This window comes from Stenotrophomonas rhizophila (genome assembly GCF_001704155.1).
GTDB classification, from domain to species: domain Bacteria; phylum Pseudomonadota; class Gammaproteobacteria; order Xanthomonadales; family Xanthomonadaceae; genus Stenotrophomonas; species Stenotrophomonas rhizophila_A.
This window is the reverse complement of record NZ_CP016294.1, coordinates 1,666,228-1,692,959: the sequence shown is the minus strand read 5'-3', so window position 1 is coordinate 1,692,959 and position 26,732 is coordinate 1,666,228. Positions and strand designations below refer to the sequence as shown.

Genomic DNA, 26,732 nt, shown 5'->3' with positions numbered 1-26,732 from the left:
CCTTGCCGCAGGCTGGTTTCAGCCGCAACGGTTAACACTAGATTAACACGATAAGCCCGCTATATGACCGTTTGGCGACAAAACACACGCCATCACAACGCGATCGTGACGCGTTCTTCACATTTGGCTGAACAGGGTGCTCCGCCGGGGTTCCTTCGCGTTCAGGTTCGAGGGCGCGGATTCTCGCGTAACCGCTTCCAGGGAAGGGTAAGTCGCGGCTGTTTCCAGCCGGTTACGACAGGTCCAGCACCGTGCCGCGGTGGGCGATGCCCTGGGCCGAGAGCAGTTCGACGGCCGCCGCAGCGCAGGCCACCGGGTCGCGGGCCATGCCGTCTTCGTCGATCGAGTAGGCGCGGGCGCGCAGCGCGGTGCGCATCGGGCCGGGCTGCAGGCCGCTGACCCGCACCGGGCTGTTGGCCAGCTCGTCGTGCAGCGCGGTGATCAGGCCGCGCAGGCCATGCTGGGCCGCTCCATAGCCGCCCCAGAAGGCCCGCCCTACCCGCGCGGGATCATCCACGGTGAACACCAGCGCGGCATCGTCGCGCTGGCGCAGCAGCGGCAGGCAGGCCTGGGCCAGCCAGGCCGGTGCGGTCAGGTTGACGTGCACCGCCCGCGCGAACGCGGCCGGGTCGGCGTGTTCAAACGGGGTGAGGCCGGCAAAGTCGGCGGCACAGTACAGCACGCCATCAAGCCGGCCGAGCTCGGACTGCAACCGCTCGGCCAGGGTGGCGTAGTCGTCCGGGGTGGCCCCTTCCAGGTCCAGCGGGTACAGCAGCGGCTCGGGGCCGACCGCTTCCACCGCCGTGTAGACCCGGTCCAGCCGGCGCGGCTTGCGCCCCAGCAGGACCACGGTGGCACCCGCGGCGGCGCAGGCAATGGCGGCGGCACTGCCCAGACCCCCACCCGCACCGGCCACCAGGATGACGCGATCGGCAAGCGATGCGGTCCCGACCGCAACGGACGGGACCGCACTCACGGCTGAGATGCCTCTTCGACGATCCGCTTGAGTTCGCCGGATTCGAACAGCTCCTGGATGATGTCGCAGCCGCCGATCAGCTCGCCATTGATGAACAGCTGCGGGAACGTCGGCAGGTTGGAGAAGCGCGCCAGGTTGGCCCGGACCTCGGGCAGTTCCAGCACGTTGACGGTGCGCAGCGACACGGCACCGGCGGCCATCAGGGCCTGCACGGCGCGGCTGGAGAAGCCGCACATGGGGTACTGCGGGGTGCCCTTCATGAACAACACGAGGGGGTACTTGTCCACTTCGGCCTGGATCTCTTGCATTACCGCCACCACGACTCTCCCTGCGCCACGGGACACCCGACCTCGCCGGTCGGATAGACTTCCCAGACGGTCATTGTAATCCTACTGGCCCTGCCTCCGGCGCCCCGTCTCCAGCCTGCAGCGACCCATGCCCCTCGAACTCCCCCGCCTGCCCTATGACCGCACCGCCCTGCAGCCGCATCTGTCGGCTACCACCCTGGACCTGCACCATGGCCAGCATCACCGGGGTTACGTGGATGCGGTAAATGCACGCATCGAGGGCACCGAGCTGGCCGAGCTGCCGCTGGAAGAGATCGTGCGGCAGAGCCAGGGCAGCCTGTTCGACGCGGCCGCCCAGGCCTGGAACCACGCGTTCTATTGGCAGTGCCTGCACCCGCGCGGCGGTGGCGAACCGCAGGGGCGGCTGGGCGAACTGATCAGCCGCCATTTCGGCGACGCGAAGCGGTTGCGCGAGGAATTCGACCGGGTCGCGCTGGGCGTGTTCGGCGCCGGCTGGGTGTGGCTGGTGCAGCACCCCAATGGTGCGCTGGCGATCCAGGCCACCCGTAACGCCGGCACCCCGCTGACCGGCCAGAGCACCCCGCTGCTGGCCTGCGATGTGTGGGAACACGCGTATTACACCGACTACCAGAACGAACGCGGCCGATACCTGGACGCGTTCTGGAAAATCGTCAACTGGGATTTCGTGGCCACGCAGTTGCGCGATTGAAGCGCAGTGCGGCTACGACAGGAGCCACCTGATCCGGACGACCCAGCTGCTGCCCCACGTCTTCAAGGGCAGCCGCCAACGCTCCGGCCTCATCCTCGCGCAGCGTGGCATGCCCGACCTTGCGGCCGTCGCGCGGCTCCTTCCCGTAGTCGTGCCAGTGCCCGCCAGGCTGTGCCAGCACGGCATCCGCATCGGGCATTTCACCCAGCCAGTTGAGCATGCAGGCATGGCCCAGCATGCGGGTGTCACCCAGCGGCAACCCCACCACGGCACGCAGGTGGTTCTCGAACTGCGAGGTTTCGCTGCCTTCGATGGTCCAGTGCCCGGAGTTGTGCACGCGCGGCGCCATTTCGTTGGCCAGCAGCTCCTCGCCCCGGCAGAACAGCTCCAGCGCGAACACGCCCACGTAATCCAGCCGTTCGGCCAGCGTCTGCGCATAGCCGATGGCGGCGTCGTGCTGTGCGGGTGTCAGTTGCGCCGGGGCCAGGCTGGCCGACAGCACGCCTTCCACATGCCAGTTGCCGGTGACCGGCCAGGCGCGGAACTCGCCGTCCTGGCCGCGCACGGCGACCACGCTGACTTCGCGCTCGAAGGCGACGAAGCCCTCCAGGATCAGGCCGGTGCGGGCCACCTGGCCGCCCAACGCATCCCACGCCGCATCGATGTCGGCCGCACTGCGCAGGCGGAACTGGCCCTTGCCGTCGTAACCGAAGCGACGGGTCTTGAGGATGCACGGCAGGCCGAACTCGGCCACCCGGGTGGCCAGTTCGTCGCGGCTGCCGATGTCGGCGAACGCCGGCAGTGGAATACCGAGCTCGCGGAAAAGGGTCTTCTCGCTCAGGCGGTCCTGCGCCACGGCCAGTGCGTCTGGGTTGGGATACACCGGCACTCGTCCGGCCAGGAATTGCGCGCTGCGGGCGGGCACGTTCTCGAAGTCGAAGGTCACCACGTCCACCCGTTCGGCGAACGCGGCCAAGGCGGCCTCGTCCTCGAACGCGGCCACCTGCAGCGGCGCCAGCTGCCCGCCACAGGCGTCCGCGGCCGGGTCGAACAGTTCAAAGCGCAGCCCCATCGGCGCGCCGGCCAGGACCATCATGCGGGCCAGCTGGCCGCCGCCCAGGATGCCAACGGTCACCGTGGTCATTGACGCGGATCGTCGTGGGCCATGACGTCTTCGGTCTGGCGGGAACGGAAACCCTCCAGCGCCTGGCCGATGGCCGGCTGCTCCGGCGCCAGCATGGCGGCGGCAAACAGCGCGGCGTTGGAGGCGCCGGCATTGCCGATGGCGAAGGTGGCCACCGGGATGCCGGCCGGCATCTGCACGATCGACAGCAGCGAATCCATGCCGTTCAGGGCCTTGGACTGCACCGGCACGCCCAGCACCGGCACCGCGGTCTTGGCCGCGATCATGCCCGGCAGGTGCGCGGCGCCGCCGGCACCGGCAATGATGGCGCGCAGCCCGCGCGGGCCCGCCTGCTCGGCGTAGGTGAACAGCACGTCGGGCGTACGGTGCGCCGACACGACTTTCACTTCGTAGGGAACACCGAGCGCGTCCAGCTTCTGCGCCGCGTGCTGCATGGTCTCCCAGTCGGAGCGGGAACCCATGACGATGCCGACGAGCGGCGCGGATTGGTTGGGGGTCATTGGCCGTCACCTGCCTTAAAGACGTATTCTAGCCGCCTTCCACGCAAGACGAAGAACCCATGGATCGCAAAGTCATCGACCTCCTGTGCGCGCCCCGCACCGCCCAGCGCCTGTCCCTGCTGGATTCCAAGGGCCTGGACGCGCTCAACCGGGCCATTGGCGCCGGCACGGTGACCAACCTCGAGGGCACCCCGCTGGTCCAACCCGTGCGCGAAGCGCTGCTGACCCAGGACCGCAAGCAGATATTCCGCGTCAACGATGGCATTCCCGTGCTGCTGCCGGAAGAAGCCATCGAGACCGCCCAGATTGCCGATTTTCCCAAGTAATGAGCCTGAGCGTGCTGACGCCTCCTGACCCCGGCCAGGTGCAGGCCGATGTCGCCCGCGCCCTGGCCGAGGACATCGGCGCGGGAGATGTGACTGCCGCCCTGCTCCCGGACCGCCCCGACAGCGCCTACCTGCTATGCAAGCAGGATGCGGTGATCGCCGGCCGGCCGTGGTTCGATGCCACCCACCAGGCCTTGGACCCGCAGGTCCGGATCGAGTGGCGGGTGGCCGAAGGCGATGCGGTGCCCGCCGGCACCGTGCTGGCGATCCTGCACGGGCGCAACCGCAGTCTGGTCAGCGCCGAACGCACCTCGTTGAATTTCCTGCAGACGCTGTCGGGCACCGCCACCACCACCGCACGCTACGTAGCGGCGGTGACCGGGACCGGCACGCGCATCCTGGACACCCGCAAAACCCTGCCCGGCCTGCGCGCGGCGCAGAAGTACGCGGTGCGCTGCGGTGGCGGCGACAACCATCGCCAGGGCCTGTACGACACGGTGATGCTCAAGGAAAACCACATCCGCGCCGCCGGTTCGCTGACCGCTGCGGTCAACGCCGCACGGGCGCAGTGGCCACAGCTGCCGCTGGTGGTGGAAGTGGAAGACCTTTCGCAGCTGCGCGAAGCGCTGGCGGTGGGGTGCGACCGCATCCTGATCGATGACTTCGACGCGGCCACCCGCCGTGACGCGGTGCGGATCGCCGCCGGACGCATCCCGCTGGAGGTTTCCGGCAGCGTGGACCTGGCCGGGCTGCGCGCAATTGCCGAGGACGGCGTCGATTGCATCTCGATTGGCGGGCTGACCAAGCATGTGCAGGCGATTGATCTGTCGTTGAAGCTGGGCGATCCGCCCTGATCGGGTACCGACCAACGGTCGGTACCTACCGGGGCATTCGTACCGACCAACGGTGGGTACCTGCCGGCGACACCGGTGACGCAGCGCTGCCTTCACGGGCTTCCCCTGCCGGCTCTGCGACGCTTCCCGTGCCCCCACCCGGAGAGCGCGGATGCGCCCGCTGCCCCTGCTTGCCTGCCTGACTCCCCTGTTCCTGCTGCTTCCCGGCGCTGCCGCCGCTGCCGAGGTCTGCGACATCCCGCCGCGCTATGGTCTGAGCCCGCTGGCGGCGAGCATCGTGCGGACCGCCTGCAACGAGCACCGACTGTGGTACCGGCCCTTCATCGATGGTGAAGGCCGTGCGCGCAACCTTGGCGTCAGCGAGGCCGAACGGGAATACCTGGCCGACGACGGCATGCCCGCGTGGCAGCGCGTGGTCGGCTACTGGCGCGACAGCGGCACGCTGGGGCCGATGGGCAGCCAGCCTGGCGCCACCAGCTGCATGGAGCCGTTCGGTTCGCGCTACACCGACAGCGACTGTCGTGCGTTCCTGATCGACAACCCGTGGTCGGCCGCCTTCATCTCCTGGGTGATGAGCCGCGCCGGAGTGCCCGGCTTCACCCGCTCGCCGCGCCACATCGACTACATCCGAGCCGCTTACCAGAACACCGGCCCGTACCGGATGGCGGATCCAGCGCAGGAAAAGCCCGCGCCCGGCGACCTGTTGTGTTACCTGCGTGGCCGCAACGAATCATTGAGTTACGCCGGGCTGGTGCAACAGCTCAGCGGCGGCACGGTGGCGAACTGGAAATCCCACTGCGAGGTGGTGATCGCAGCGAACATGGGCGGCGACCACACGCTGTACCTGATCGGCGGCAATGTGATGAACACGGTGGCAATGCGCAAGCTGTCGCTGGATCGCAGCGGCCGCATCCAGCTGCCCCCGGCCCCCTCCAGCGATCCCTACGACATGGGCTGTACCCCCGGACGCGAAGACGAGTGCAACTTCAACCGGCAGGACTGGGCGGCGCTGCTCAAACTGGTGGCGACCTCGCCGATGGGGTCGACGCCCAGCTATCCGCCATCGCCATCGCCCGCGCCGGCCACCGGCCCGCTGCCGGCACCCGCCCAGCCTGGGGTGCCGGCGACGACGACGCCGCCAAAGCCCACCTTCCCGCGCGTCGTGCCGCCGCGGCCCACACCACCGCCACCGCAATCGCCTGCCCCGCAACCGCAGCAGCCGCAGAAGCAGGACGGGTCGCCGGCTTGATCCGGCGCCGGTTCGTCGCCATCTTGGTCGTTCCTGACCTGATTCTGCACCGAGCCGCCGATGCCCAGTCTTATCCTGTTGATGATTGCCGGCGCGTTCGCCTACGCCTTCTGGAACTCCTCGCGCGCCGCGGCCGAACGCGCCATCGAACTGGGCCGCAACGCCTGCCGCGCCGCCGACGTGCAGTGGCTGGACCAGGCCGTGCATGCCAGTGGCATCCGCGTCTGCCGCAAGGACAACGGCTGGCTGGGCTGGGAGCGCACTTACCGCTTCGAGTACTCCCACGATGGCATCGACCGCCATACCGGGCGGATGGTGCTGCGCGGCGATGAACTGGTGGCCTTCGTCGGGCCCTCGGCCGCGCGCATCAGCGAGATCCGGCGCAGCGTGGACACCACCGGCGCCGAGGACGTGTAGAAACAAAATCGCCGCCCGAGGGCGGCGATCTCTTATTTGACCACCCGAAGGTGCGGGCGACCGCTCGGCTTGGGCGGGGTGTCATCCGGGGTCGGCGTGTCATCCGGTGGCAGGGTATCGTCCGGGCTCGGCTCGTGGCCGGGAATATCGTCCGGCAGTGCCATGCCCTGCCCGGTTTCGCGGGCGTAGACGGCCAGCACGGCCGAGATCGGCACCTGCACCGGGTAGCTGGTGCCCGAGAAGCGGGCCGAGAAGCTCACGCTGTCGTTGTCGATGTGCAGGCGCACCACCGCGCGCTCGGCGATGTTGAGGACCACGCGACCGTCCTTCACCGCGCTCTGCGGCACCTGTACGCCAGGCATGCCGGCATCGACCAGGATATGCGGGGTCAGGTCGTTGTCGTTGATCCATTCCACCAGCGCCCGCAACAGGTAGGGGCGATGGCTGGTCATGCGGAAAGTGTCTTCAGTCATTGTGGGGTGCCGCGGAAATGTGACAAGTGTACGCGCCCACCCGTGCAGCGGTCAGCATGCACGTCCCCCGGCGTAAAGCGCCGATGCAGCGAACCGCCGATCAGACCGGCAGGTCGCGCAGCTTCTTTTCCTGGTCGGTCAGGCTGCGGATGAAGCCCGGGTGGCGGAAAATGCGGTTGCCGTAATCCTCGATGGACTTGCCATCCTTGGGCAACGGCACGTCCAGCGACTGCAGGCGCCAGATGATCGGCGCCATGGCGCAATCGGCCAGACTCATTTCCGGGTTGAGGAAGAACTTGCTGGCCTTGAACAGCGGCACCGCGCTGGTCAGCAGTTCCTTCAACCGCTTGCGCCCCGCCTCGGCCTGGGTCTTGTTGCCGAGCTGGATCGCCTGCACCTGCGGTACCCAGTCGTGTTCGATGCGCAGCATCGCCAGCCGGATCCGCGCACGCGAGAGCGGGTCCACCGGCATCAGCGGCGGGTGCGGGTAGCGTTCGTCCAGGTATTCGCTGACCACCGAGGCCGCGTACAGCACCAGCTCGCGCTCTACCAGCGTGGGCACCGAGTGGTACGGATTGAGGTCGATCAGATCCTCGGGCGGGTTCTGCGGGTCGACGGGCACGAAATCGTAGGTAACGCCTTTGGCAGCCAGCACCAGGCGCACGCGATGGCACAGCACGTCGTCGTTCGAGGAAAACAGCGTCAGGGTGTTCCGCATGCGTACGCTCGCCGCCATCAAAGGCTCTCCAGCGATCGGTATCCGCCGGTCGCATCGGCGCTGCCGGCCCATTGCCGACAGTCGTCACAGTACCCGAGTGTGCAACTGCCCATCACAAAAGCCAATAGGCCGATCGACTTACGCCGTATCGATCAATGCACGTCCTTCCAGTACTCCTTCTTCAGCAGGTAGGCCAGGAAGGTGAGCAGTGCCAGGAACAGGATCACCCACACGCCCAGCTTCTGCCGCTTCAGCGCCGCGGGTTCACCCGCGTACTCCAGGAAGTTGGTGATGTCCCGCACCGCCTGGTCGTACTGCCCCGGGTCGACGTTACCGGGCTGTGCCAGCGTGAGCCCGGTCACCGGCGCGTCGGCACCCGGCGCCTCCGGCTTGCCGTGCACGGCGTGTTGCAGGCCCTGCATTTCCCACAGCGGGTTGGGCATGGAGGCGTTGGGGAACAGCGCGTTGTTCCAGCCCAGCGGGCGGCTGGGGTCCAGGTAGAACGACTTCAGGTAGGTATAGACCCAGTCGCTGCCACGCACCCGTGAGATCAGGCTGAGGTCCGGCGGCATTTTGCCGAACCACTTCTCGGCTTCCGCCTTGGGCATCGTCACCGGCACCGGTTCGCCGATCGGCACGCCGGTGAAGTTGAGGTTGTTCATGACCTCTTCTTCGCTCAGCCCCAGGTCCTGCGCCATCCGCGAATAGCGCAGGTACTTGAGCGCATGGCAGCCGGAGCAGTAGTTCATGTAGAGCTGCGCGCCGCGCTGCAGCGACGCACGGTCGCCCAGGTCGTTGCCGGCCTGCAGGGTCTTGCCGCCTTCGGCGGCGCCGGCGACGGTGCTGGCCAGCATCAGGGCGGCCGCGCAGGCCAGCCGGACAATCCAGTGGTCAGTCATGCGTGGTCACCCGGTCCGGTACCGGCAAGGTCCTGTCCAGCTTGGTCCATAGCGGCATGGTGATGAAGAAGGCGAAGTAGAGGAAGGTCAGCACGCGGCCGACATAGGTTTCATGCGCATCGGTACCGGGCCCGGAACCGATCACGCCCAGCCAGATAAAGCACACCGCGAATACGCCCAGCAGCGCGCGCGACAGCCAGCCGCGATAGCGGTAGGACTTCACCCGCGCCTTGTCCAGCCACGGCACCAGGAACAGGATGGCGATGGCCGAGAACATCACGATCACGCCGCCGAGCTTGTTGGGCACCACGCGCAACATCGCGTAGTACGGCGTGTAGTACCACACCGGTTTGATGTGCTCGGGCGTGACCAGGCGGTTGGCCTCGGTGAAGTTGTCGTGCTCCAGGAACAGGCCGCCGAAGCCCGGTGCGAAGAAGATGATGAAGGCCGCGATGATCAGCAGGAAGCCGGCGCCGACCCCGTCCTTGAGCGTGTAGTACGGGTGGAACGGAATGCCGTCGGTGGGCGCGGTGGCCGACCAGCGGTTGCCCTTGGGTCCCTTCTTGATCTCCACGCCATCGGGGTTGTTCGACCCCACTTCGTGCAGCGCGCCCAGGTGCAGCACCACCAGCAACAGCAGCACCAGCGGCAGGGCGATCACGTGCAGGGCGAAGAAGCGGTTGAGGGTGGCATCGCTGGGCAGGTAATCGCCCATGATCCACTCGGTCAGCCCGTTGCCGATCACCGGAATGGCGCCGAACAGCGAGATGATCACCTTGGCGCCCCAGAACGACATCTGCCCCCACGGCAGCACGTAGCCCATGAAGGCTTCGGCCATCAGCACCAGGTAGATCAGCATGCCCAGGATCCACACCAGCTCGCGAGGCTTCTGGTAACTGCCGTACATCAGGCCGCGGAACATGTGCAGGTAGACCACGATGAAGAACAGCGAGGCCCCGGTGGAGTGCATGTAGCGGATCAGCCAGCCCCACTCCACGTCCCGCATGATGTATTCAACGGAGTTGAACGCTTCCAGCGCACTGGTCTTGTAGTGCATCGTGAGGAAGATGCCGGTCACGATCTGGTTGACCAGGATCAGCAGCGCCAGCGAACCGAAGTAGTACCAGATATTGAAGTTCTTCGGCGCGTAGTACTCGCTGACATGCTTGCGGTACACCGGCATCAGCCCGGGCGCGCGCGCGTTGACCCAGTCGGCGACGCCGGTGGCGGTACGGGAAAGGATGTTGGCCATGATCAGGCTGCCCCCTGCGGATCGACGCCGATGATGATGGTGCTGTCGTCCTGGTAATGGTGCGGCGGCACCAGCAGGTTGATCGGCGCCGGGACGCCATCGAAGACGCGCCCGGACATGTCGAACCGGGATTTGTGGCAGGGGCAGAAGTAGCCGCCCTTCCATTCCGGATCGAACGGCTCGGGGCGGATCTCGGCAACCATTTCCGGCGAACAGCCCAGGTGGGTGCACAGCCCGACCAGCACCGAGACCTCGGCCTTGATCGCGCGGAATTCGGGGTTCTGCTTGAGCACGTAGTCCGGCTGCTGGTCCTTGTTCTCCGACGCAGGATCCTTCAACCGCCCATCCAGCCCGTGCAGGGCGTCAAGGATGGCCTTGGACCGTTTGACGATCCAGATCGGCTGTCCACGCCACTCCATGACCAGTCGCTGGCCTTCCTGCAGGGCGCTGATGTCGGCAAGCACAGGGGCACCGGCCAGTTTGGCGCGGGCGCTGGGATTCCAGGACTTGATGAACGGAACTGCGGCGAAACCGACGCCGACTGCTCCCACCACTGCGGTGGTTGCGGAAAGAAATCGTCGACGTCCAGTGTTGACTGGATCGTTTACCCCATCGTTGGCCATCCGGCACTCCGATATTGATTTAGGTAGCTTGAGGCTGCCAGTAGACCGGTGGGGGCCAGTCCACAATGAATCCTGATCGACTATAGCGGAACCTGACTCGGCGACACAATGGTGGTCGCACCACGAGGGCCGGCCAACAGCCGGCGCTGCCAGGGAAGCGTCCACATCTGCAGCGCCGGGCGTTGGCCGGCCTTCGCGATGCGGTCGAAAGCGGAAGGGGATTACTGCGTGGAGGCGGTGGCGCCGCGGTAGCGGTCGGCAAGCAGGGCGACGCGCTTCACGTAGTACTGCGTCTCGCTGTAAGGCGGCACGCCACCGTGGCGGTCGACCGCGCCCTCGCCTGCGTTGTACCCGGCAGCGGCAAGGGTCAGGTTGCCATTGAACCGCTTGAGCAGCCACGACAGGTACTGCACGCCGCCGCGGATGTTCTGCGCCGCATCATAGGAATCGGTCACGCCGAAACGGCGCGCGGTCGGCGGCATCAGCTGCATCAAACCCTGTGCGCCGGCGCGGCTGAGCGCGGTCGGGTTGTAAGCCGATTCGGCGTGGATGATCGCGCGGACCACCGCCTCTTCCACCCCGAACTCGCGCGCGGCAGACGCGATCTCTGCCTGGAAGGCGGTGGTATTGAGGCGGACCGAACCGAAGTTCACGCCCGGACTGGCACCGCAGGCATAACAGCGCTCGATGAAGCTGTAATGGATGGTGCGGACCTGGCCCAGGCTGGCCATCTGCGCGGGCCGGCGGCTGGTGTAATGCCGCACGCCATCCTTCATATACGAGTAGACCTGCCCGTTGACCACGCGCTGCGCCTTGCCGGTGCGGGCCGCCGGCGCGGCAGTAAGCACGGTGGCGGCCTGGGCAGGTGCCGGGGTCGGGGCCAGCGCGGTGCCGGACGCGGCACCGTCCTGGACCGGCGCAGCGGTTGCCACGACCGCAGGGGCGGGCACGGGGGCTGGAGACGGTGGCGGAACGTAACGGCGCGGGGCGCTGCGGTCGGGACGGTAGTTGCTGACCACGCTGCAGCTGGTGCCGGCAATGCGTTTGCTGACATAGCTGGGAATGCCGTCCGCGCCAACACACTTGTACAGGGTGCCCGCACTGGCCGGCACAGCGGTCAGCGCAGCCAAGGCCAGCGCAGCGATCCCCAAGATCCCCTTCATGGGGCGGAGTGTCCCCGTTTCGCGCGCCGTTGCCAAGCCCCGCAGCCACGCAGGGCGTGGCTCTACCGGGCGCCGGGGGTACAATGGACGGCTACCCGGCAGCCCTCCCCGGCTGCCTGCCCGCCCACCCGACTGGAATAAGCGCCATGACCGGGACGCCAGCTTCGACCCTGCCGACCTCGGCCGGCACCGCCGTGCCTGCCATCGATTCGCCCCGCCCCGACCTGCTGCCCCTGCCCGGTTCCCGGCCGCAGGTGACCGGCCCCGTGCGCGGCAAGCTGTACATCAAGACCCACGGTTGCCAGATGAACGAGTACGACTCGACCAAAATGGCCGACGTACTTGCCGCCGAAGAAGGCCTGGAGCTGACCGACGACCCGGGCGAAGCCGACGTGCTGCTGATGAACACCTGCTCGATCCGCGAGAAAGCGCAGGAGAAGGTGTTCAGCCAGCTGGGCTACTGGAAGGCGCTGAAGAACAACGGCCGTGGCGTCATCATCGGCGTGGGCGGTTGCGTGGCCTCCCAGGAAGGCGAAGCCATCATCAAGCGCGCCCCGCATGTGGACCTGGTGTTCGGCCCGCAGACCCTGCACCGCCTGCCCGAGCTGATCCGCCAGCGGCGCGAATCGGGCAAATCGCAGGTGGACATCAGCTTCCCCGAGATCGAGAAGTTCGACCGCCTGCCCGAGCCGCGGGCCGAAGGCGGTTCGGCGTTCGTGTCGATCATGGAAGGCTGCTCCAAGTACTGTTCGTTCTGCGTGGTGCCCTACACCCGTGGCACCGAGGTCAGCCGCCCGTTCGAGGACGTGGTGGTGGAAGTGGCGCAGCTGGCCGCGCAGGGCGTGCGCGAGATCAACCTGCTGGGCCAGAACGTCAATGCCTACCGCGGCCCCTATGGGGAAGGCGAGTTTGCCGACCTCGGCCTGCTGATCCGCACCATCGCCGAGATCGACGGGGTGGACCGCATCCGCTTCACCACCTCGCACCCGCTGGAGTTCAGCGATTCGCTGGTGGACGCGTACCGCGACGTGCCGCAGCTGGCCAATTTCCTGCACCTGCCGGTGCAGGCTGGCAGCGACCGGGTGCTGTCGGCGATGAAGCGCGGCTACACCGCGCTCGAATTCAAGGCCAAGATCCGCAAGCTGCGCGCAGTACGCCCGGACATTTCGATCAGCTCGGACTTCATCGTCGGCTTCCCTGGCGAGACGGACGCGGACTTCGAGAAGACCATGAAGCTGATCGAGGACGTAGGCTTCGACCACAGCTTCTCCTTCATCTATTCGCGCCGACCGGGAACGCCCGCAGCCGACCTCGAGGACACCATCAGCGATGCGGAGAAGCACGCGCGGCTGTCGCGCCTGCAGGCCCGGATCAACGAGCAGGCAGCCGCCATCTCCCATGCGATGGTCGGCACGGTGCAGACGGTGCTGGTGGAAGGTCCGTCGCGCCGCGATCCGAATGAGCTGACCGGCAAGACCGAGAACATGCGGTCGGTGAATTTCCCGGGGCAGGCGCGATTGGTCGGCCAGCTGGTCGATGTGGAGATCACCGAGGCGTACAGCAATTCACTGCGCGGGCGGTTGGTGGTCGCCTGATCAATCCAGGCGCTTGCGGAACCGCAGGATGGCCAGGGTCATCATCACCACGATGAAGCCCAGCAGTGCCAGCACCTCCGGCCACAGTTCCCACCAGCGGGCGCCGCGCAGCATGATGCCGCGCACCAGGCGCAGGAAGTGGGTGAGCGGCAGGATCTCGGCCAGCCACTGCACGATGCGCGGCATGCCGGCAAACGGAAACATGAAACCCGACAGCAGGATCGATGGCAGGAACACGAACATCGTCATCTGCATGGCCTGGAACTGGGACTGCGCGCGGGTCGAGATCAACAGGCCCAGCGCCAGGTTGGCGGTGATCAGCAGCACCGCCGCCAGGTAGACATCCAGCACGCTGCCGCGCACCGGCACCTCGAACAGCCACATCCCCAGCAGCAGCACCAGCGTGGTCTGGACCAGGCCGATCACCGCATACGGCAGCACCTTGCCGACCATCAGCTCGCTGCGGCTCAGCGGCGTGGCGATCAGCAGTTCCATGTTGCCGCGCTCGCGTTCGCGCACGATCGCCACGGCGGTGAACATCACCATGGTCATGGTCAGGATGATCCCGATCAGGCCAGGCACGATGTTGATCGCCGAGCGCCGCTGCGGGTTGTAGAACGCCACCACGCTGATCTGCCCGGCGGCATCCGACGCGCCCGCGCGCAGTGGCCGGTCGTTGCGCACCGGCCGGGTGTCCAGCGGCACCTGGGCCAGCTGCACCGCCGCGCTCTGCACGACGGTATCGCTGCCATCCACCAGCACCTGCACCGCCTCACGGCCGTCGAACCGGCGTCGCTCGAAATCAGGCGGCACCACGATGCCGATGCTGACCTGCCCGCGCCGCAGCGCGGTCATCAACTGGTCGGGAGTGTCCACGTGCAGGGTCGGGGTGATCACCCCGGTGGCCACCATGTCGGCCAGCAGCGCGCGCGAGGCCGCGCTGCCGGCCTGGTCGGCGATGCCGGTCTCCAGGTGGCGGAGGTTGAGGTTGATCGCATAGCCGAACAGCACCAGCTGCATCACCGGAATGCCGACGATCATGGCCAGGGTGATGCGGTCGCGGCGCATCTGCCGCAGCTCCTTGAGCACGATCGCCCACAGCCGCCGCAGGTTCATGGCGTGGCTCCGGCCGCGGCGGGCGTCTCGCGGCCGCGCGTGGCCGAGACGAACACGTCTTCCAGGTTGGCGGTGCTGCGCACCACCTCCGCACCCTGTCCGGCTGCGCGCAGCGCCTGCTGCAGGCGCGCTTCGGCATCGTCGCCGCTGTCCAGCAGCACGCGCAGCGTATTGCCGATCTGCGCCACGCTGAGCACTCCGGGCAGGCCTGCCAGCGCCCGCTGGGCTTGTCGTGGCTGCGCGGCATGCACTTCCAGGGTGCGCCCCTGCAGTGCGGCGGTGAGTTCGGCCGGGCTGCCATCGGCCACCAGCACCCCCTGGTCGAGGATGGCCAGGCGGTGGCAGCGCTCGGCCTCGTCCATGTAATGCGTGGACACCAGCAAGGTGGTGCCGGCGTCGGCCAGGTCGAAGAGCTTTTCCCAGAAATCGCGCCGCGACTCGGGGTCCACCGCACTGGTCGGCTCGTCCAGGAACAACAGCTCCGGCGCGTGGATCACCGCACCGGCCAGTGCCAGCCGCTGCTTCTGGCCGCCGCTCATGGTGCCGGCCAACTGCTTCTGGCGGTCCTGGAAATGGTAGTGCTCCAGCAACTCGTCGATGCGCTGCCGCGCCCGGGCGCGCGGGATGTCCTGCACCGCTGCCAGGAATTCCAGGTTCTCGCGCACGGTGAGGTCTTCAAACAGCGAAAAGCGCTGGGTCATGTAACCAATGCGCCGGCGCAGCGCTTCAGCCTGTTCCGGTATGCGCAGGCCCAGCACTTCGATCTCGCCCGCGCTCGGGGTGAGCAGGCCGCACAGCATCCGGATGGTGGTGGACTTGCCCGAGCCATTCGGCCCCAGGAACCCGTACACGTTGGCGCGCGGCACGCTGAGGTCGACATGGTCCACCGCCACCAGCGGCCCGAACTGCTTGGTCAGCCCCCGCGCGCGGATCGCCGGTTCGGCGGTGTTCAAAACACCACCCGCACCGGCACGCCGGCGGGCAGGTCCGCCAGCGGCGCGCCGCCACCGGCGCGGTCCAGTTCGATTTCCGCCAGCCAGCTCAACCGCGACACGTCGTCGCCACTGAGCGCGTAGTACGGCGTGAAGCCGGGATCGCTGCGGATGCTGCGCACATGGCCGGCAAACGCGCCGTCGCGACCCTGCAGGTGGACCTGGGCCGCCTGCCCCACCCGCACCTTCAGGCGCAGTGGCTCGGGCAGGTACACCCGGGCGTAAGGGTGGTCGCCGACCAGCAGCACCACCAGCGGGGCCCCCACCGGCGCCTGGTCGCCCAGCCGGTAGGGCAGCGCATCGACGCGCCCGGCGCGCGGGGCAACGAGGTCGAGCTTGCGCAGCGTCACTGCCTGCGCGGCGGCCTGGGCCTGTGCCGACTGCAGGGCGGCTTCGCCTTGGGCTACCTGCTCCACGCGGGTACCGTGTTCCAGCGCCAGCAGCGCCTGTTCGGCAGCCTGCACCGCGCCTTGCGCGCTGCCGGCCGCCGCCCGCGCGCGGTCCACGTCGGCAGCGGCCACCAGTTGCTGCCGACCCAGCGGCTGCAGACGGCGGTAATAGGCCGACGCATCGACGGCCTGCGCGCGTGCCGATGCCAGGTTGGCCCGCGCCTGGTCGATGTCCTCGCGACGCGGGCCCTCACGCAGTTCCTGCAGGGCCTGCCCGGCCTGGCTGGCCTGCGCTTCCAATGCCTGCAGCTGGGCGGCGGTGCGGATCGGCTCCAGCTGCAGCAGCGCCGCCCCAGCAGCCACCTGCTGGCCTTCGTGGACCCGGATGCCCACGATGGTTTCCGCCGCGGGCGCCGGCACGGTGATGCGGTCCCACTCCAACGTGCCGAGTGCGGCCGGCGGCTCCTGCCGACACGCAGACAGCAGCAGGCCCGCCCCGGCCAGGAGCGCCCCACGCACGGACAGGTAGCTGGCTGCGGACATCGACGCGGCTCCGGCAGGGCACGGCGGGGGAAGAAGAGGTCACCTTGCGCATGCCGCCGTGAAGGATCGGTCACGCGTGCCAGGGGACCCGCGCACTGGTCATGAAATGATCACCCTTCCGCAGCCATTGCGCCGCAGGGGGTACAGCGGCTTATCCACACCTTTCCCGCGCAACCGCCCACAAGCGGTGTGGAAAACCCCGAGGTAGATGTCGCTTTTTTGACCACGCACGCGACAGCATTGCGGCAGTAGGGCCGTCAGAGACTATCCACAGGTTGCTGCACTGCTGCTGCACAGCCGCTGTGGAGAACCGCGCTGCTGTGGCGAGGCCTGCACGCCCGCGCTACCCTGTCCTTCCTATCCCCAACTTGCGGCACGGCCATGACGACCGTCGCCGCCGGACGCAATGACCGCACTGGCACACCGCGACTTCACCCTGGCCCCGGAAGACAACGAACGCCTGGCCAACCTGGCCGGCCCCTTCGACGAGCACCTGCGCCAGATCGAACTCAAGCTCGGCGTGGAAATCGCCAACCGCGGCCACGTCTTCCGGGTCACCGGCCCGAAGGCCGTGGCCGAGGAAGCACAGGCGCTGATCGAAGCGCTGTACCTGGAGGCGGCCGAGACGCCCTTCGACAGCCACGCCATCCACCTGCGACTGAACCAGGCCAACGTGGAGCACCTGGTGGAGCGCAGCTACGAAGCGCAGGAAGTCACCATCAAGGTCAAGCGCGGCACCGTGCGCGGCCGTGGCGCCAACCAGGCGCGCTACCTGCACCAGATCACCACCCACGACATCAACTTCGGCATTGGGCCGGCCGGTACCGGCAAGACCTTCCTGGCCGTGGCAAGCGCCGTGGATGCGTTGAACGAATCGCGGGTGCAGCGCCTGATCCTGGTGCGCCCGGCGGTGGAAGCGGGCGAGAAACTGGGCTTCCTGCCCGGCGACCTGAGCCAGAAGGTCGATCCGTACCTGCGCCCGCTGTACGACGCGCTGTATGAAATGCTGGGCGTGGAAAAGGTGATCAAGCTGCTGGAGAAGAACGTCATCGAAATCGCGCCGCTGGCGTACATGCGCGGGCGCACGCTCAACGATGCGTACGTGATCCTGGACGAAGCGCAGAACACCACCGTCGAGCAGATGAAGATGTTCCTGACCCGGCTGGGCTTCGGCTCCACCGCCGTGGTCACCGGCGACCTGACCCAGACCGACCTGCCCAAGCACGTGAAGTCCGGCCTGCGCGATGCCATCGAGGTGCTGCGCGACGTGGACGGGGTGAGCTTCACCTTCTTCGAGGCCCGCGACGTGGTGCGCCACCCGCTGGTGGCGCGCATCGTCAGCGCCTACGACCGCCGCGACCTGCAGCAGGTCAAGCCGGGCGCCGAATGAGCGCGGCCATCGCGGCGCGGCGCCACACGCGCGATACTGTCGTTTCCTGATAGAACCCGAAGTGCCGGAACCGCCATGACCAAAGGCCCCATTCGACTCGATGTCGCCGTCAGCTACGCCCTGCCCCGTGCCGGGTTGCCGTCGGCGGTGAGTTTCCGCAAATGGGTGGCTGCGGCACTGAACGGCCGCATCCGCGAGGCCGACCTGGCCATCCGCGTGGTCGACGCCAAGGAGGGCCAGTCGCTGAACCGGCACTACCGCGGCAAGGACTACGCCACCAACGTACTCAGCTTCCCCGCCGAGCTGCCTGAGGGCCTGCCCAAGGGGGTTAAGTTCCCGCTGCTGGGCGACCTGGTGATCTGCGCGCCGGTGGTGGCCGCCGAAGCGATGGAACAGGCCAAGGCGCTCAACGCCCACTACGCGCACCTGACCGTGCACGGGGTGCTGCACCTGCTGGGCTGGGACCACGAGGACGACAAGGAAGCCGAAGCCATGGAACAGCTGGAGCGCGAGATCCTGGCCGACCTCGGCATCGCCGACCCCTACGCCGGCGAGCGCTGAGCCGCCGCCCCTGACGGACGTTTCCTGCATGACCTTCGCACGCCCCGCCTGCCTGTGCCTGCTGGCCCTGTTTTCCACCCCTGCCATGGCCGCCGCCCCGACAGCGGCCGCCCCTGCCGCCGCGCCGCTGGACCTGGCCGCGCTGATCGAGTGCCGCCAGCGCGTGGCCGACTACGACGCGGTCGCCCCGGTCGTGGCCGACCCGCTCAAGGCAGTGGCCAACGGCATGCAGCCGCTGCCGCAGAACAACCAGTTCATGAGTGAGTACCGCCTGGCCACGCCGTTGACGGTGTTCGGCCAGCGTACCGAATACGTGGCGGTGTCCGGGGCCAGCATCATGGCGATCCTGGACGTGGCCGATCCCCGCCCGATGGCCAAGACCCTGGCCCTGGAAGACGGCGTGGACAACCCGGACAAGTTCATGGCCGGCCGTGAAGTGGTCAGCCGGGACGTGACCGATCCGCGCACCGGCGAGCCGATGATCGAGTCGATCATCCTGAGCCTGTCCACGGTCAAGACCCACCCCGGCAAGACCCTGGCCGGCTGCACCTACAGCCTGGACCTGCCCGCCGAGGACGAAGCCCCGGCCGGCACCCCGGCAGCGCCGGCCGGCGCCCTGCCCCCGTCCGTGAACACCCCGCCGGGCGGGCGCTGACAGCGGCCCGCATCCTGCTAGACTGGCGCCAACGCCCGGCTCGCCGGGTGCCTTTTTTGCAGAGATGTCTGAAGACGACAGTAGTGGCTCCGTTCCGGAGCAAAATGAGAAGAAGCGCAGCTGGCTTGAACGCCTGACGTCTGCCTTCTCCGGCGAACCCCACACCCGCGACGAGCTGGTGGCGGTACTGCACTCCGCGCACGAAGACGGCCTGATTGCCGCCGACACGCTGCGCATGATGGAGGGCGCGATCTCGGTGGCGGAACTGACCGTGGGCGACGTGATGATCTCGCGTTCGCAGATGGTCTCGCTGCCGGTGGAAGCCCCCTTCCTTGAACTGATGAAGCAGGTGGTCGAATCCGGCCATTCGCGCTTCCCGGTGCACGGTGACAACAAGGACGACATCCTCGGCGTGCTGCTGGCCAAGGACCTGCTGCGCGGCGTGGTCGCCGACAACGGGCCGGCCAACGTGCGCGAGCTGCTGCGCCCGGCGGTGCTGATTCCCGAAGCCAAGAAGCTCAACGTGCTGCTCAAGGAATTCCGGCTCTCGCGCAACCACATGGCGATCGTGGTGGACGAGTACGGCGGTGTTGCCGGGCTGGTCACCATCGAGGACGTGCTGGAGCAGATCGTCGGCGAGATCGATGACGAGCACGATGAAGCCGAAGACCACACCGCGCAGATCGCGATCCAGGCCGATGGCCAGTACGTGGTCGACGCGCTGACCCCGATCGGGGATTTCAACGAGCGTTTCGGCGCCGCGTTCCCGGACGACGACTACGACACCATCGGTGGCCTGGTCACCGAGGCAATCGGGCACCTGCCCGAAACCGGCGACGAGCTGACCCTGGACCGCTTCGTGTTCCGGGTGGCGCGCGCCGATGCCCGCCGCGTGCAGGCGTTCCACGTGACCGTGCTGCCGCCCGACGCCATCATCGAGGATTGACCCACGCCATGCGGCCCCTGCTGACGCGGTGGCCGTTGTGCCGCCTGTTGTTCCTCCTGTTCCTTGCCAGTGTGTCCAGCCTGCCGCTGGCTGCACTGGCACAGGCAGCGCCTGAACCTGCGGCGGCCAGCGCCGCCGCGCCGCCTGCTGAAGCGCCGCCACCGCGCATCGGCATCGTGACCATGCAGCCGGGCAGCATCTTCTTCGAGCGCTTCGGGCATGACGCGATCGTGGTCGAGGACCCGGTCACCGGCGACGCCACCTCGTACAACTTCGGCTATTTCGACCCCAGCGAACCGGACTTCGTCGGCCGCTTCCTGCGCGGCGAGATGATGTATTACCTGGTGGCGCTGCCGCTGGACCAGGACCTCTCCTACTACCGCGACAGCGGCCGGGGCGCCAACCTGCAGTGGCTGGACCTCAGCCCGGAGCAGGCGCGTGCGCTTGCCGCGTCGCTGGCCGAGCGCGCCAAGCCGGAAAACGCGCGCTACCGCTACGACTATTACACCGCCAACTGCGCCACCATGGTGCGCGATGCGATCGATGGTGCGCTCGGCGGCGGGCTGCACTCGCAGCTGTCCGGCCGTTCGCGCGGCAACACCTACCGCAGCGAATCGGTGCGGCTGGCCTCGCCGGCCCCGTGGATGTGGCTGGGCTTCGACATCGGGCTCGGCCCGTTCGCCGACCAGCCGCTCTCGCGGTGGCAGGAAGCCTTCGTGCCGATGCGCCTGGCCGACGCGCTGCGCGAGGTGCGCAACAGCGACGGCCGCCCGCTGGTGCAGGAAGAGCTGGAGCTGCTGCCGCATCGCATCGCCCCGGAACCGGCTGAATCCGCGCGCCGCTGGTGGCCGTGGCTGCTGTGCGGGCTGGTGCTGGCTGCGGGCGTGCTGGCCCTGCGCCGCCGCAGGCGCCTGCTGGCCGCGCTGGCCGTGCCGCTGTGGCTGTTCTGCGGGATCGCCGGCATCCTGCTGGCCTACCTTTGGGGCTTCAGCGCGCACCACGCCGCCTGGGCCAACCGCAACCTGCTGCAGCTCTCGCCGCTGTGCCTGCTGCTGCTCCCGGGCGCGGTCACCCTGCTGCGCGCACGCGTGCCCGGCACCTGGTTCCGCTGGACCTTGTGGGCGGTTGCCCTGCTCTCCCTGCTCGGCCTGGTACTGCACTGGCTGACCCTGCAGGCGCAGGTGAACCTGCAGTGGATCGTGCTGCTCTTGCCGCTGCACGTAGCGCTGGCCTGGACACTGGGCCGTCGTGACCCAGCTGTCACGCATCGCTGACGCAGGATATCGCTCATGGAACACGCCGCCGCCTCCAATCCGACCTGTGTCATCAACTGCGTTCACTACGACGACCAGGGCAAGCGACACGACATCGCGCTGGATGCGATCAGCGATGTGATCGCCAGCAAGAACGGTTTTGTGTGGGTGGGCCTTTACGACCCGGCCGACGCGGTGCTGCTCAAGCTGCAGGAGGAATTCTGCCTGCACGACCTGGCCATAGACGATGCACGCAATGCCCACCAGCGGCCCAAGGTCGAGGCCTACGGCAATTCCCTGTTCGTGGTGGTGACCACCGCGCAACGCGTGCAGGACCGCATCGAGTATGGCGAAACACACGCTTTCCTCGGTCCGCGCTTTCTGGTGACCGTGCGCCACGGCGCATCGCTGTCCTACGCCCCGGTCCGCGCCCGGGTGGAACGCGAACCGCAGTTGCTGACCATGGGCGCCTCCTACTGCCTGTATGCCGTGCTGGACTTCGTGGTCGACAACTACCTGCCGATCACCACCGACTTCCGCGACACGCTGGATTCGCTGGAGAAGGACATCTTCGCCGACAGTTACAAACGCACCACGGTGGTACGCCTTTACGAGCTCAAGCGCGAACTCAACAAGATGCGGATGGCGGTCGCACCGCTGCAGGACGTGCTGGCGCAGCTGCGCCGCTATCCCGGCGAGCTGATCCCCGACGAAGTGAAGCTGTACATCCGCGACGTGCACGACCACGCCGTGCGGATCAGTGATGTGATCGACACCCTGCGCGAGATGCTGGGTACGGCGCTGAGCGTGAACCTGTCGCTGGTGACCCTGGCCCAGGGCGAGACGGTCAAGCGCCTCGGTGCGTGGGCGGCGCTGCTGGCCGCCCCGACCCTGATCACCAGCTGGTACGGCATGAACTTCACCCACATGCCCGAGCTGGACAAGCCGTGGGCCTACCCCGCGATGATCGTCGGGGTGGGTGCGGTGTGCGTCGGGTTGTATCGGCTGTTCAAGCGCGCCCGTTGGCTGTAACGCGTGTCGACCAACGGTCGATACCTACCCGTGTACCCGGCAGGTGGCGGCCGTTGGTCGGCAACCGCATCAGGCCACGTAAACGGTTTTGATGTTCATGAACTCGTGGATGCCGTGGTCGGCCAGTTCGCGACCGAAGCCCGAGCGCTTGCTGCCGCCGAACGGCAACCGGACATCGCTTTTGACGATGGCATTGACGAATGCCGCGCCGCATTCCAGCCCCTTGGCGATGCCTTCGCCGCGCACCGGATCTCCACTCCACACGCTGCCGCCCAGCCCGAAGGTGGTGTCGTTGGCCACCCGCAGCGCATCGGCGTCGTCGCGCACGCGCAGGATCGCCGCCACCGGCCCGAACAGTTCCTCGTCGTAGGCCGGCATGCCCGGTTCCACATTGTCGAGGATGGTCGCCGGGTAACCCGCATGGGTGCCGGCCACCGGCTCGCCGCCCAGCAATACCTTGGCACCCTTGCCCACGCTCGCCTGCACCTGCTTGTGCAGCTCTTCGCGCAGGTCGGCACGCGCCATCGGCGCCAGCGTGGTCTTCTCGTCCTGCGGATCGCCGTACACACGCGCTCCGGCCGCTGCGACGAACTTTTCCACGAACGCGTCGGCAATCGCATCGACCACGATGAAACGCTTGGCGGCGATGCAGGTCTGTCCGCTGTTGTCGAAGCGCGACTTCACCGCAGCGGCAACCGTCTTCTCCAGGTCCGCATCGTCCAGTACCACGAACGCATCGCTGCCGCCCAGCTCCATCACGCACTTCTTGAGCTGCTCGCCGGCGTTGGACGCGATCGAGCGCCCTGCCCGCTCGCTGCCGGTGAGGGTGACCGCCTTGACCCGCTTGTCGCGCAGCACCTCGGCGGCCTGGTCGTTGTCGATGTGCAGCACATCGAACACGCCCTCGGGCAAGCCGCCGTCGCGGCACACCGCCAGGATCAGGTCGGCGCACTGCGGCACGTTGCTGGCATGCTTGAGCAGGGCCACGTTGCCGGCCATGAACGACGGCGCCAGGAAGCGGAACACCTGCCAGATCGGGAAGTTCCACGGCATCACCGCGAACACGCAGCCGATCGGTTCATAGCGCACGTAGCTGCGCTGGGCTTCGGTGTCGATCAGCTGCGGCTTGAGGTAATCGGCGGCGTGGTCGGCGTAGTACTCGCAGGCCTGCGCGCACTTCTCCACCTCGGCCAGCGCCTCACCCTTGAGCTTGCCCATCTCGGTGGTCATCGCCTGCTGGATGTCGTCCCTGCGCGCGCGCAGTTGGCCGGCGATGGCACGCAGGATGGCGCCGCGCTCCTGGAGCGAACGGGCCGACCACGTCGGGAAGGCCGCGGCGGCGGCGGCCAGCCGCTGCTCGATCCCGGCGGCGTCCAGCAGCTCGTGGCGGTAAGTCACACGGCCCGTGGCGGGGTTGACGATTTCGACGGTCATCGCGGTGCTCCGAAAGACAGGCACCCATTCTGCGCCCGGCCCCGTGAGCCGGGTGTTGTGTCAGCCCTTTTCCTGCAGCGCCATCTGCATGTCGCGCTGCCGGCGCTTCTCGCTGCGCGAGGTGATGAACCACCCCGCCACCGCCGCGATCGACACCGCCAGCACCATCAACGTGGCCAAGGCGTTGATCTCCGGCTTGATCCCCATCCGCACCGAGGCGAACACCTTCATCGGCAGCGTTGTCGAATTCGGCCCGGCCACGAAGCTGGCGATCACCACGTCATCCAGCGACAGGGTGAAAGCCAGCAGCCAGCCGGCCACCAGCGCCGGGGCGATGATCGGCAGGGTGATCTGGAAGAACACCTTCAGCCGGCCCGCGCCCAGGTCCATGGCCGCCTCTTCCAGCGAGCGGTCCAGCTCCTGCAGCCGCGAGGACACAATCACGGTCACGAAGGACAGCGTGAACGTGACATGCGCGATCCAGATGCTGCCCACGCCACGGCTGGGAAAGCCGGGAATGCCGCCCATCGCCACCAGCAGCGTCATCAGCGAGAAGCCCAGGATCACTTCGGGCATTACCAGCGGCGCGGTGATCAGCGCACCGAACACGGTCTTGCCCGGGAAGCGCTTGAAGCGGGTCATCACCATCGCGGCCATGGTGCCCAGCACGGTCGCCGCGCTGGCGGTCCAGAACGCCACCTTCAGGCTGATCCACAGCGCATCCAGGATCTGCCGGTTGTTGAACAGCTCGCCGTACCAGCGCGTGGAAAAGCCCGACCACACCGTGGCCAGCTTGGACGCGTTGAACGAATAGATCATCAGCAGCAGGATCGGCAGGTACAGGAAGGCAAAGCCCAGCCCCAGGACCGTCCAGCCCAGCCAGCGGCTGCGGCGCACCATGCTCATGTCAGCTTCCCTTCCAGCTCACGCTGCTGCACCCGGTTGAACAACAGGATCGGCACCAGCAGCAGGGCCAACATCACGATTGCCACCGCCGAGGCGGTCGGCCAGTCCCGGTTGTTGAAGAACTCGCCCCACAGCACCCGGCCGATCATCAGCGTATCCGGCCCGCCCAGCATTTCCGGGATCACGAATTCGCCCACGGCGGGGATCATCACCAGCATGCAGCCGGCGATGATGCCGGTGCGCGACAGCGGCAGGGTGATGCGCAGGAACGCCTGCCACGGCTTGGCACCGAGGTCGTAGGCGGCCTCCAGCAGGCGGTTGTCCAGCTTCACCAGGTTGGCGTACAGCGGCAGCACCATGAACGGCAGGTAGCAGTACACGATGCCGATGTAGGCGGCGGTCGGGGTGTACAGGATCTGCAGCGGTGCATCGATGACCCCGATCTTCAGCAGCAGCTGGTTGAGCAGGCCGTTGCGGTCGAGGATGCCGATCCACGCATACACCCGGATCAGGAACGAGGTCCACGACGGCAGCACCACCAGCATCATCGCCACGTTGCGCGCGGCCGGGCTCATCCGCGAGATCACATATGCCATCGGGTAACCGATCAGCAGCGTGAACAGCGTGGCGATCACCGCGATCCTGATCGAGCTCAGGTAGGCGAGCACGTACTGGCTGTCCTTGACCATGGCCGCGTAGTTGCCCAGGTTGAGCTTGAGCGAGAACGCACCGTCCACGTATTCCAGCAGCCACGTATACGGCGGCGAGCCGACCTGGGTGCGCGCGAACGAGATCATCAGGATGATCACGAACGGCACCGCGAAGAACAGCAGCAGCCACAGGTACGGCGCGGCGATCACGCCGCTGCGCGTGCCGGGGAGCCAGCGCTTCCAGCCGGTGGCGTTCATGCGGTGAGCACCACGCCATCGTTGTCGCGCCAGTGCACCCAGACGCTGTCGCCCCAGGTCAGGCCATCGCTGGCCCAACGCTGCGAGTTGGCGAAATTGGACAGCACCTTGGCCCCGCTGGGCAGGCGCACGTGGTACACCGAATGGCTGCCGAAGTAGGCGATCTCCTCGATCACGCCCTGCGCCTTGTTGGTGTCGCCGGCCGGTTCGTCCTTGCCGATCATCACCTTCTCCGGGCGCAGCGCGAACGCCACCGGCTGCCCTTCGTAGCCGGTAATGCCGTGCGCCACGTAGATGGGCGCCGGGAACAGGGGCGTGCGCACGGTGACGTACTCGGGCAGGTCCTCGTCGATCACCCCGTCGAACAGGTTGACCGAGCCGATGAAGCCGGCCACGAAGCGGTTGGCCGGCTGTTCGTAGATCTCGTCCGGTTTGCCGACCTGCTGGATCCAGCCGGCATCCATGACCGCAATGCGGGTGGCCATGGTCATCGCTTCTTCCTGGTCGTGGGTGACCATCACGCAGGTCACCCCCGAGGTTTCGATGATGTTGACCAGCTCGATCTGCATCTGCGAGCGCAGCTTCTTGTCCAGCGCGCCCATCGGCTCGTCCAGCAGCAGCAGCTTGGGCCCCTTGGCCAGCGACCGCGCCAGCGCCACGCGCTGCTGCTGGCCGCCGGACAGCTGGTGCGGCTTGCGCTTGGCCAGCTTCTCCAGCTGCACCAGCTCCAGCATCTCGCCGACCCGGCGGCGGATGGCGTCGCGGGCCAGGCCATCCTGCTTGAGGCCGAAGGCAATGTTCTGCTCCACGCTCATGTGCGGGAACAGCGCATAGGACTGGAACATCATGTTGATCGGCCGCTGGTACGGGGGCAGCGCGTTGATGCGCTGGCCGTCCAGCTCGATGGTGCCGGCGGTGGGGGTCTCGAACCCGCCCAGGCAGCGCAGCAGGGTCGATTTGCCGCTGCCTGAGCCGCCCAGCAGGGCAAAGATCTCGCCTTTGCGCACGTCCAGGCTGACATCGTCGAGTGCGACGAAGCCGTCGAATTCCTTGCGCAGCGCGCGGATGGACAGATAGCCCGGCTCCAGGACCGGGACGACCTCGCCTTCCGGCTTGGCTTCAAATGGCATGGGCAGCGGCTCCAGGAGCGGCATCAGGACGGGGGAATGGCCCATTTTAGCGACCGTTGGCGACAGCGGGGATACCGGATCGTGGCGGTTGGGCCCAGCCGGCCCAATGGTCTCAGGAAGAACCCTAATAAGCGTGCCGCCGAGGCGACGTGAACGCCCTGCCTTTGTCGCGTCCACCCGGTACAGACGCGACGGTGTCGAAGTGCCCCTTGACATGCCTGGCCCATCCCCGCGAGAGCGGCAGCTGAAAACGCCTGAACTCTTGTCGCTC

29 protein-coding genes are annotated in these 26,732 nt (G+C 67.5%); 12 read left to right on the top strand and 17 right to left on the bottom strand.

Annotation, left to right across the window (positions count from 1 at the left end):
• Positions 1-232 precede the first annotated feature (232 nt).
• Entirely contained in the window at positions 233-976 is a 744-nt protein-coding gene (locus BAY15_RS07640) for an SDR family NAD(P)-dependent oxidoreductase (protein ID WP_068850706.1), read from the bottom strand.
• Positions 973-1,293, bottom strand: coding sequence for a Grx4 family monothiol glutaredoxin (gene grxD / locus BAY15_RS07635; protein WP_068854623.1), 321 nt, complete (start codon positions 1,291-1,293; stop codon positions 973-975). The genes BAY15_RS07640 and grxD overlap by 4 nt, the downstream gene beginning before the upstream one ends.
• 118 nt (positions 1,294-1,411) lie before the next feature.
• Between grxD and BAY15_RS07630 the strand changes: the two genes are divergently transcribed.
• A complete protein-coding gene (locus tag BAY15_RS07630) occupies positions 1,412-1,993 on the top strand; it encodes a superoxide dismutase (RefSeq protein WP_068850703.1) in 582 nt (193 codons plus the stop codon).
• On the opposite strand, the gene BAY15_RS07625 is transcribed toward BAY15_RS07630, so the two are convergent.
• Both BAY15_RS07625 and purE read right to left on the bottom strand, forming a co-directional pair.
• Positions 1,956-3,137: a 5-(carboxyamino)imidazole ribonucleotide synthase gene (locus BAY15_RS07625; RefSeq protein ID WP_068850699.1), complete on the bottom strand. Its 1,182-nt coding sequence runs from the start codon at positions 3,135-3,137 to the stop codon at positions 1,956-1,958. The genes BAY15_RS07630 and BAY15_RS07625 overlap by 38 nt on opposite strands.
• Positions 3,134-3,637, bottom strand: a complete 504-nt coding sequence (gene purE / locus BAY15_RS07620) for a 5-(carboxyamino)imidazole ribonucleotide mutase (protein WP_068850697.1) — start codon at positions 3,635-3,637, stop codon at positions 3,134-3,136. The genes BAY15_RS07625 and purE overlap by 4 nt, the downstream gene beginning before the upstream one ends.
• Positions 3,638-3,696: 59 nt before the next feature.
• On the opposite strand from purE, the gene BAY15_RS07615 reads away from it, so the two are divergent.
• The 4 genes from BAY15_RS07615 (at position 3,697) to BAY15_RS07600 (ending at position 6,483) form a co-directional block, all read left to right on the top strand.
• Complete coding sequence (locus BAY15_RS07615) at positions 3,697-3,963, top strand: Trm112 family protein (RefSeq protein ID WP_068850694.1); 267 nt, start codon at positions 3,697-3,699, stop codon at positions 3,961-3,963.
• Positions 3,963-4,817 carry a carboxylating nicotinate-nucleotide diphosphorylase gene (nadC, locus tag BAY15_RS07610; protein WP_068850691.1) on the top strand — a complete coding sequence of 285 codons (855 nt, stop codon included), beginning with the start codon at positions 3,963-3,965 and terminating at the stop codon, positions 4,815-4,817. Before BAY15_RS07615 ends, nadC begins: the two co-directional genes overlap by 1 nt.
• A 151-nt stretch (positions 4,818-4,968) precedes the next feature.
• Positions 4,969-6,066, top strand: coding sequence for a DUF2272 domain-containing protein (locus BAY15_RS07605; RefSeq protein WP_068850688.1), 1,098 nt, complete (start codon positions 4,969-4,971; stop codon positions 6,064-6,066).
• A gap of 60 nt (positions 6,067-6,126) precedes the next feature.
• Positions 6,127-6,483, top strand: a complete 357-nt coding sequence (locus BAY15_RS07600; protein ID WP_068850685.1) for a DUF3301 domain-containing protein — start codon at positions 6,127-6,129, stop codon at positions 6,481-6,483.
• A 32-nt stretch (positions 6,484-6,515) separates the two neighbouring features.
• Here BAY15_RS07600 and BAY15_RS07595 read toward each other — a convergent pair whose 3' ends face one another.
• The 6 genes from BAY15_RS07595 to BAY15_RS07570 form a co-directional block, all read right to left on the bottom strand.
• Positions 6,516-6,956: a ClpXP protease specificity-enhancing factor gene (locus tag BAY15_RS07595; RefSeq protein ID WP_068850682.1), complete on the bottom strand. Its 441-nt coding sequence runs from the start codon at positions 6,954-6,956 to the stop codon at positions 6,516-6,518.
• 100 nt (positions 6,957-7,056) lie between these two features.
• Entirely contained in the window at positions 7,057-7,692 is a 636-nt protein-coding gene (locus BAY15_RS07590) for a glutathione S-transferase N-terminal domain-containing protein (RefSeq protein WP_068850679.1), read from the bottom strand.
• Positions 7,693-7,826: 134 nt separating this feature from the next.
• Positions 7,827-8,528 (bottom strand): cytochrome c1, encoded by a 702-nt coding sequence (locus tag BAY15_RS07585; protein ID WP_237334347.1) that lies wholly within the window; start codon positions 8,526-8,528, stop codon positions 7,827-7,829.
• A gap of 37 nt (positions 8,529-8,565) precedes the next feature.
• Positions 8,566-9,825 carry a cytochrome b gene (locus BAY15_RS07580; protein WP_068850673.1) on the bottom strand — a complete coding sequence of 420 codons (1,260 nt, stop codon included), beginning with the start codon at positions 9,823-9,825 and terminating at the stop codon, positions 8,566-8,568.
• 2 nt (positions 9,826-9,827) lie between these two features.
• Positions 9,828-10,448, bottom strand: coding sequence for a ubiquinol-cytochrome c reductase iron-sulfur subunit (petA, locus tag BAY15_RS07575; protein WP_068850670.1), 621 nt, complete (start codon positions 10,446-10,448; stop codon positions 9,828-9,830).
• Between the two features lie 221 nt (positions 10,449-10,669).
• On the bottom strand, positions 10,670-11,611 hold the full coding sequence (locus BAY15_RS07570; protein ID WP_068850667.1) for a lytic transglycosylase domain-containing protein: 942 nt from the start codon (positions 11,609-11,611) through the stop codon (positions 10,670-10,672).
• Positions 11,612-11,757: 146 nt separating this feature from the next.
• Between BAY15_RS07570 and miaB the strand changes: the two genes are divergently transcribed.
• Positions 11,758-13,206 carry a tRNA (N6-isopentenyl adenosine(37)-C2)-methylthiotransferase MiaB gene (miaB, locus tag BAY15_RS07565; RefSeq protein WP_068850665.1) on the top strand — a complete coding sequence of 483 codons (1,449 nt, stop codon included), beginning with the start codon at positions 11,758-11,760 and terminating at the stop codon, positions 13,204-13,206.
• Here the strand turns inward: miaB and BAY15_RS07560 are convergent, their stop codons facing one another.
• The 3 genes from BAY15_RS07560 to BAY15_RS07550 are packed head-to-tail and all read right to left on the bottom strand — an operon-like array spanning position 13,207 to position 16,246.
• Positions 13,207-14,322, bottom strand: coding sequence for an ABC transporter permease (locus BAY15_RS07560; protein ID WP_068850662.1), 1,116 nt, complete (start codon positions 14,320-14,322; stop codon positions 13,207-13,209).
• Positions 14,319-15,254, bottom strand: coding sequence for an ABC transporter ATP-binding protein (locus BAY15_RS07555; RefSeq protein WP_068854622.1), 936 nt, complete (start codon positions 15,252-15,254; stop codon positions 14,319-14,321). The genes BAY15_RS07560 and BAY15_RS07555 overlap by 4 nt, the downstream gene beginning before the upstream one ends.
• A 17-nt stretch (positions 15,255-15,271) precedes the next feature.
• The gene (locus tag BAY15_RS07550; protein ID WP_068850657.1) at positions 15,272-16,246 is read right to left on the bottom strand and encodes an HlyD family secretion protein; all 975 of its coding nucleotides are present in this window, start codon (positions 16,244-16,246) and stop codon (positions 15,272-15,274) included.
• A gap of 406 nt (positions 16,247-16,652) precedes the next feature.
• Here BAY15_RS07550 and BAY15_RS07545 point away from each other — a divergent pair, with 406 nt between their 5' ends.
• The 6 genes from BAY15_RS07545 to BAY15_RS07520 all read left to right on the top strand — a co-directional run bounded on the left by BAY15_RS07545 (position 16,653) and on the right by BAY15_RS07520 (position 22,083).
• Complete coding sequence (locus BAY15_RS07545) at positions 16,653-17,636, top strand: PhoH family protein (RefSeq protein ID WP_068850654.1); 984 nt, start codon at positions 16,653-16,655, stop codon at positions 17,634-17,636.
• 75 nt (positions 17,637-17,711) lie between these two features.
• On the top strand, positions 17,712-18,197 hold the full coding sequence (gene ybeY / locus BAY15_RS07540; RefSeq protein ID WP_068850652.1) for an rRNA maturation RNase YbeY: 486 nt from the start codon (positions 17,712-17,714) through the stop codon (positions 18,195-18,197).
• A 28-nt stretch (positions 18,198-18,225) separates the two neighbouring features.
• Entirely contained in the window at positions 18,226-18,852 is a 627-nt protein-coding gene (locus BAY15_RS07535) for a hypothetical protein (protein ID WP_428999287.1), read from the top strand.
• Positions 18,853-18,916: 64 nt separating this feature from the next.
• The gene (locus BAY15_RS07530) at positions 18,917-19,798 is read left to right on the top strand and encodes an HlyC/CorC family transporter (protein WP_068850649.1); all 882 of its coding nucleotides are present in this window, start codon (positions 18,917-18,919) and stop codon (positions 19,796-19,798) included.
• A gap of 8 nt (positions 19,799-19,806) precedes the next feature.
• Positions 19,807-21,072 carry a DUF4105 domain-containing protein gene (locus BAY15_RS07525; RefSeq protein WP_083214104.1) on the top strand — a complete coding sequence of 422 codons (1,266 nt, stop codon included), beginning with the start codon at positions 19,807-19,809 and terminating at the stop codon, positions 21,070-21,072.
• A gap of 15 nt (positions 21,073-21,087) precedes the next feature.
• Positions 21,088-22,083 (top strand): magnesium and cobalt transport protein CorA, encoded by a 996-nt coding sequence (locus BAY15_RS07520; protein WP_068850648.1) that lies wholly within the window; start codon positions 21,088-21,090, stop codon positions 22,081-22,083.
• A 69-nt stretch (positions 22,084-22,152) separates the two neighbouring features.
• Here BAY15_RS07520 and BAY15_RS07515 read toward each other — a convergent pair whose 3' ends face one another.
• The 4 genes from BAY15_RS07515 to BAY15_RS07500 are packed head-to-tail and all read right to left on the bottom strand — an operon-like array spanning position 22,153 to position 26,461.
• Complete coding sequence (locus BAY15_RS07515) at positions 22,153-23,517, bottom strand: NAD-dependent succinate-semialdehyde dehydrogenase (RefSeq protein ID WP_068850645.1); 1,365 nt, start codon at positions 23,515-23,517, stop codon at positions 22,153-22,155.
• Between the two features lie 60 nt (positions 23,518-23,577).
• A complete protein-coding gene (locus BAY15_RS07510) occupies positions 23,578-24,423 on the bottom strand; it encodes an ABC transporter permease subunit (protein WP_068850642.1) in 846 nt (281 codons plus the stop codon).
• Positions 24,420-25,331, bottom strand: a complete 912-nt coding sequence (locus tag BAY15_RS07505; RefSeq protein ID WP_068850639.1) for an ABC transporter permease subunit — start codon at positions 25,329-25,331, stop codon at positions 24,420-24,422. The genes BAY15_RS07510 and BAY15_RS07505 overlap by 4 nt, the downstream gene beginning before the upstream one ends.
• Entirely contained in the window at positions 25,328-26,461 is a 1,134-nt protein-coding gene (locus tag BAY15_RS07500; protein ID WP_068854617.1) for an ABC transporter ATP-binding protein, read from the bottom strand. Before BAY15_RS07500 ends, BAY15_RS07505 begins: the two co-directional genes overlap by 4 nt.
• Positions 26,462-26,732: the final 271 nt, after the last annotated feature.